This is a genomic window from uncultured Thermomonas sp., from assembly GCF_937872235.1.
In the GTDB taxonomy this organism is placed as follows: domain Bacteria; phylum Pseudomonadota; class Gammaproteobacteria; order Xanthomonadales; family Xanthomonadaceae; genus Thermomonas; species Thermomonas beijingensis.
In genome coordinates this window covers 1-5989 of sequence record NZ_CALMPC010000120.1, presented here as the reverse complement: position 1 = coordinate 5989, position 5989 = coordinate 1, and the positions used below count along the sequence as shown (strand labels likewise).

The window sequence follows — 5989 nt, the reverse complement described above, 5'->3', positions numbered from 1 at the left end:
CCGCGAAGATCTTCACACGTTGCCGTGTGCACTTTCGTGGACAGCTGCAAGGGGGAAACGATTATGCGGCATCCGCCGCGAATAGGGAAGCGAAAATTGCAATTGCTTGCCATCCACCGCACAAATCAGACACTCTGCAGACGGACTCTGGCGAAGTTGCGCTTGCCCACCGCCAACACCCCCTCGAATCCCGGCGCAAATACCCGCGCGGCATCCTCGAACACCTCCCCATCCACACGTACCGCACGCTCTTTCAGCTTGCGGTTGGCCTCGGCGTTGGACGGCGTGATACCTGCTGCAGTCAGCAGCGCCGCGATGCGCAGACCCTCTGCAGGAACCGTCACTTCATGGAGCGGCAATTGCGACAGATCGCCTTCGCCGCGCACTGCGGCATGCCAACCGGCCACAGCCTGTTCGGCCTGTGCCGCATCATGGAAGCGCGCAGCCAGCTCATGCGCCAGCCGCAGCTTGAGATCGCGCGGATTCATGCCCGCGGCAATCTCGCCGCGCAGCTGCTTGGCTTCCCCAATCCCGATCTCGAAGCTGAGCAGGTCGATCCAGCGCCACATCAAGTCATCGCCAATCTTCATGGTCTTGGTGACGATGTCGATGGCCGGCTCGGCAATGCCGATGTAATTGCCAAGCGACTTGCTCATCTTGTTGACGCCATCCAGCCCTTCCAGTAGCGGCATGGTCAACACGATCTGCGGCGGCTGGCCGTGGTGTTCTTGCAGGCCACGCCCCATCAGCAGATTGAACTTCTGATCGGTGCCGCCAAGCTCGACATCGGCTTTCAGCGCCACCGAGTCATAGCCCTGCACCAGGGGATACAGAAATTCATGGATGGCGATGGACTGCTGCGCGGCATAGCGCTTGGCAAAATCGTCGCGCTCGAGCATGCGCGCCACGGTGTGCTGCGCGGCGAGCTTGATCATGTCGGCGGCACTCATCTGCCCGAACCATTCGCTGTTGAAACGCACTTCGGTGCGCTCGCGGTCGAGCACCTTGAACACCTGCTCGGCATACGTCTGCGCATTGGCCAGCACGTCCTCGCGGGTCAGCGGCTTGCGGGTGATGTTCTTGCCGGTGGGGTCGCCGATCATGCCGGTGAAGTCGCCAATCAGGAAGATCACCTGATGCCCCAAGTCTTGGAACTGGCGCATCTTATTGAGCAGCACGGTGTGGCCAAGGTGCAAATCCGGCGCGGTGGGGTCAAAACCGGCCTTGACCCGCAACGGCCGACCAAGCTTCAGGCGCGCCTCGAGCTCTTCGCGCTTGAGGATTTCGTCACTACCACGGGCAATCAACTCGACAGCTTGCTGCAACTCGGACACAGGCATTCTCTATGGGTGTGCTTTTCGGCGGCGCGGCGGGGCACCACGTATTCAGCTGAAGGTTAAGGACACGTTAACTGAAAATTTCGAAATTACCAACAGATTCAACGGGTTGACGCGCGCCCATCATCTGATTATGGTACCGCGTCGGGTAAATCAGCACACGCGGGGATCCACACATGGCGGACACGAATCACGAGGCCGTACGCCGCGAGAATTTAGAGCGCGCCCGGGTCAATGCTGATCGTCCCGCCAGTCTATCCATTGCACACCCATTCCGCGGACGGTGGACCCGCCGGCACTGGGCACATGCCAGTGTATTGACCACTATAGGAATGTTGCTGGCGGCTATTGTGCCCGGCTTCTCGACGGTGCTGAACACCCCCAACAACCCCAATGCGCAACGCATGACCATGACGTTGTCGCTGCCCAAACTCGGCCATCGCGCAGGCAAGACCACCGATGATCGCTGGCAGTCGATTACGCTCAAGCCTGGGCAAACACTGAGTGGCGTGTTCGAGGAATTGGGTATCCCGTATGACCAGCTTGCGCGGGTGATGCAGCATCCCACGATCAAGCCCACGCTGCGCAAGCTGCGCCCCGGCACGGTATTGAGCTTTAATCTGCCTGCCGACGGCAGCGTACGGGCGATGCGGCTGGAAGCGGGCCCAGGGATTGGTGATAGCCCCATCGAACTGGAATTCAATGGCGATGCGTTGCGCGAACGTGCGGTGCCGGTGGAAATCACCACCCGCACCGTGGTGTTGACCGGCGAGGTAGGTAGATCACTCTTTGCATCGGCACGCGCACTGGGGCTGGGCAGTTCGCAGCTGGAGCAACTCACTGATGAAATGTTCAAGTACGACATCGACTTCGATTCAGATCTGAGCGAAGACGACCGCTTCAGTGTGGTGGTGGATCAAACTTGGAAGAACGGCCAACTGGTCAACACCGGGCCGGTGCAGGCCGCCACCTTCACCGTGGATGGCCACCTCAAGAGCGCGTTCCGCTTTATGCGCGACGGCAAGCCCGAATACTTCACTCCCGATGGGCGCTCGCTCAAACGCCCGTTTATCCGCATGCCGATTCCGTATGCGCGCCTGACCTCCGGCTTTGGTGGCCGCAATCACCCGATTCTGGGCACCTTCCGCATGCACAAGGGTGTGGATTACGCTGCCAGTACCGGCACGCCGATCCAGGCGGCAGGTGATGCCAAAGTAGAGTTTGTGGGGCAAAAAAGTGGCTACGGCAACGTGGTCATCCTGAATCATGGCGCCGGTAAGACCACGCTGTACGGGCATATGTCGCGGTTTGCCGGTATCCACACCGGCCAACGTGTGGCGCAGGGCGCGGTGATTGGCTATGTGGGCAGCACGGGAATGGCCACCGGCCCGCATCTGCACTATGAATTTCGCGTCAACGGCGTGCAAGTGAACCCGTTGAAGATGACCATGCCACCGCCGGCACCGCTGACCGGCGATACCTTGGTTGCATTCAAGAGCGACACCCGCCACGCGCTGGAAAAAATTCGCGAAGTGGAAAACGTGGTGTTCCAATTGGATGACGGCAGCCGCGTCGCCAGTGCCACGCCCGCCCCCAAGGCGGGCAAACGCGGGAACCGGCGCAAGGGGTGATCGGCACGTTTTTCGCGCCGCAGTGCGATACTGCGGCGCATGTCCGACATCGCACATACGCCTCTCTTTCTTGGCCTGATCTCCGGTACCAGTGCCGACGGCATCGATGCCGCGCTGGTGCGCTTCGATAACGACTCTGCGCACGCCCGGCCCACGTTGCTGGCCGGACAAGTGCTGCCGTGGCAACCTGCGCTGCGCGAACAACTGGTGGCCTTGGGTCAGCACGCGCAAGCACTCACGCTGGATGCGGTGGGCATGCTGGATGTGCACATTGGGCGGGCATTTGCCGATGCCGCCAATACCTTGATCGACGCTGCGGGTGTGGATCGCAACCTGATCGCCGCGATCGGCTCGCATGGGCAAACCCTGCGCCACCGCCCGCAAGGCGAGGTGCCCTTCACCCTGCAATTGGGCGACCCGAGCAGCATTGCCGAACGCTGCAAGGTGCCGGTGGTGGCCGATTTCCGCCGCCGCGATGTCGCCGCGGGTGGCCACGGCGCACCGCTGGTGCCGGCGTTCCATGCGGCGGTACTGCACGATGCAAATGAAGATCGCGCCGTGCTGAATCTGGGCGGGATTGCCAATCTCACGTTGTTGCCGGCATCGGGCACGGTGCGTGGTTTTGATACCGGCCCGGCCAATGGCCTGATGGATGCGTGGTGCCAGCGCCAGCTTGGCCATGCGTTTGATGCCGGTGGTGCATTTGCCGCGCAAGGTCAGGTGGATGCCGGTTTGCTGGCACGTTTGCTGGACGAGCCGTGGTTTGCCGCGCCGCCGCCGAAATCCACCGGCCGCGACCAGTTCCACCTGGATTGGGTCGCAGCGGCCCTTGCCGGCCACGAGCCGCCCGCCGACGTGCAAGCCACGTTGCTGGCGCTGACCGCTCACAGCGTGGCCGCAGCGCTGTCTGCCACCCAACCGCAGACGCGGCGCGTGATTGTGTGCGGTGGCGGCGTACATAACCCGCTGCTGCTGACGGCGTTGGCGCAGGCGCTGCCAACCGCCAACATCGAGTCCAGCGCCGCGCACGGGCTGGATCCGGACTATGTGGAGGCAATGGCCTTTGCGTGGCTGGCGCGCGAGCATCTGGCAGGCCGCCCCGGCAACCTGCCCGCCGTCACCGATGCTGCCGGGCTGCGCGTGCTGGGCGCGCTTTATCCGGCCTGAGTACCTGCTTCGACAAAGACCCGCTGCCGCAGCGGCGGCGTCAGCCAGACATACAGCAGGGCCGCAGGAATCAGTGCCAACACGGTGATGACGAAGTACATGCCGTAGCCGGTGGCCATGACGATGCCGCCAGCGAAGAAGCCGAGGACTTTCCCAGGCAGATTGACCAGCGAACTGAGCAACGCGTATTGCGTGGCGGTGTGCTCCTTGTTGACCAGCGCCGAGAGGAACGCAACGGTGGGTGGGCCCAACATCCCCAGGGTGAAATTTTCCGCCGAGATCACCGCAGTGAGCACCCACACATCGCCCTTGTGCACCATCAGCAGCAGGTACAGCAAATTACAGCTGCCGCACACCAGCATCATCAACCCCAGCGACTTCCACGCGCCCATCCGAGTCACCAATGCGCCGCCGCAGAACACGCCAAGAATGCCCACCCACACCCCCCAGAGCTTGGTGATCGAACCAATCTGGGTTTTGCTGAAGCCTTGATCCACATAGAACGGGCTCATGATGCCGCCGATGGTGGCCTGTTCGGGCACTTTGAACAGCAGGATGTAGGCCAACACGGTCAACGCCAGTGCCACCCCGTAGCGACGGAAAAAATCGGTGAACGGGTCGGCCACCGCACGCACCATCGCAGCTTTCCACGGCAGGTGTTCCGCCGTGGGCACCACCGGTTCGCGCGCCAGCAAATTGGCAATCAGGGGAATCAACATCGCCGCCGCCATCAGCACATACACCAGACTCCAGGCGATGTGGTCGGCCAAGATCGCGGCCAATGCGCCGGCCAAAATCAGGCCGATGCGATAGCCCAACGAATAGGTGGCCACCAACGCGCCTTGTGCATCCACCGGTGCAATTTCAATCCGGTAGGCATCCACTGCAATGTCTTGGGTGGCCCCGAAAAACGCCACGCCCAGCGTGGCTGCAATGAACAGGCCAAGCTGGGCTGGCGTGGTGGCCGCCATCAGCAGCAAGCTGGCGATGACCCCCAGCTGCGCCGCCAGCAACCAACCGCGCCGCCGCCCCAAGCGCTGGAACCCCGGCAACTGCCAATGATCCAGCAGCGGCGCCCACACGAATTTGAACGCATACAACATGCCGGCGCTGGCGATCATGGTGATGTCTTTCAGCACGATGCCGACATCCTTGAGCCAAAACGCCAAGGTGCCTGCCACCAGCAAGAACGGCAGGCCCGAGGAAAAACCGAAGAAGAACATGGTGCCCGCCGCCGGTTGCGCAAACGATTGCCAGACCGAAGGTTTTTGGGGCTTCACGGGAGTACTCATTCGGCGTACTCCACCAGCAGCGGCGCGTGGTCGGAAAATTTAGGCTCGGGGAAAATTTCGGCGCTGCGGATACCCGCCGCAATGCCGGGTGTGGCGATCTGGTAATCAATCCGCCAGCCAACGTTATTGGCGCGCGCACCGCCGCGCTGCGACCACCACGAATACTCCACCACGTCGGGCTTGGCGACGCGGAAGGCGTCTTTCCAGCCATGCGCGGGCGGGACGATCAGACCGTCGTGGCAGGCATCGGCGATCAATCCGCTGAGCCATGCACGTTCCTGCGGCAGGCAGCCGGAATTTTTCTGGTTGCCAGTCCAGTTCCTGATGTCGTTCCTAGCGCGCACGATGTTCCAATCGCCGCACAACACATACTCGCGACCACTGGCCAGCCAGCCGTCCAGAATGGGTTTCAGCCACGCCATGACCGCTTCCTTGAAGCCTTGGCGCTCCGCGCCGGAGCTGCCCGACGGAATATAGAAACTGACCACCGACAGATTGCCGAAGCGGGCTTCGAGATAGCGCCCTTCCTCGTCAAATGGTGCCCAGCCCAGCGCGGTGCGGA

General features: G+C 62.1%; 5 protein-coding genes. 2 read left to right on the top strand and 3 right to left on the bottom strand.

Features of this window, described 5'->3' with window-relative positions; all coding sequences use genetic code 11:
* Positions 1-125: 125 nt before the first annotated feature.
* Complete coding sequence (gene tyrS / locus QWB57_RS10400) at positions 126-1334, bottom strand: tyrosine--tRNA ligase (RefSeq protein WP_223627667.1); 1209 nt, start codon at positions 1332-1334, stop codon at positions 126-128.
* A 335-nt stretch (positions 1335-1669) separates the two neighbouring features.
* On the opposite strand from tyrS, the gene QWB57_RS10395 reads away from it, so the two are divergent.
* Together QWB57_RS10395 and QWB57_RS10390 are read left to right on the top strand one after the other, a co-directional pair.
* Positions 1670-2968: a M23 family metallopeptidase gene (locus tag QWB57_RS10395; RefSeq protein ID WP_223625307.1), complete on the top strand. Its 1299-nt coding sequence runs from the start codon at positions 1670-1672 to the stop codon at positions 2966-2968.
* Between the two features lie 39 nt (positions 2969-3007).
* Positions 3008-4135 carry an anhydro-N-acetylmuramic acid kinase gene (locus QWB57_RS10390; RefSeq protein WP_223625304.1) on the top strand — a complete coding sequence of 376 codons (1128 nt, stop codon included), beginning with the start codon at positions 3008-3010 and terminating at the stop codon, positions 4133-4135.
* On the opposite strand, the gene QWB57_RS10385 is transcribed toward QWB57_RS10390, so the two are convergent.
* A complete protein-coding gene (locus QWB57_RS10385; protein WP_223625300.1) occupies positions 4123-5427 on the bottom strand; it encodes an MFS transporter in 1305 nt (434 codons plus the stop codon). The two genes, QWB57_RS10390 and QWB57_RS10385, sit on opposite strands and share 13 nt — an antisense overlap.
* On the bottom strand, positions 5424-5989 hold a 566-nt coding region (locus QWB57_RS10380), incomplete at its 5' end, for an exodeoxyribonuclease III (RefSeq protein WP_288969447.1). The genes QWB57_RS10385 and QWB57_RS10380, both read right to left, overlap by 4 nt.

Bases quoted from the DNA above. Each gene is read 5' to 3' on its own strand.
- QWB57_RS10395 (WP_223625307.1), top strand. From the start codon at position 1,670: ATGTTGCTGGCGGCTATTGTGCCCGGCTTCTCGACGGTGCTGAACACC.
- QWB57_RS10390 (WP_223625304.1), top strand. From the start codon at position 3,008: ATGTCCGACATCGCACATACGCCTCTCTTTCTTGGCCTGATCTCCGGT.
- QWB57_RS10385 (WP_223625300.1), bottom strand. From the start codon at position 5,427: ATGAGTACTCCCGTGAAGCCCCAAAAACCTTCGGTCTGGCAATCGTTT.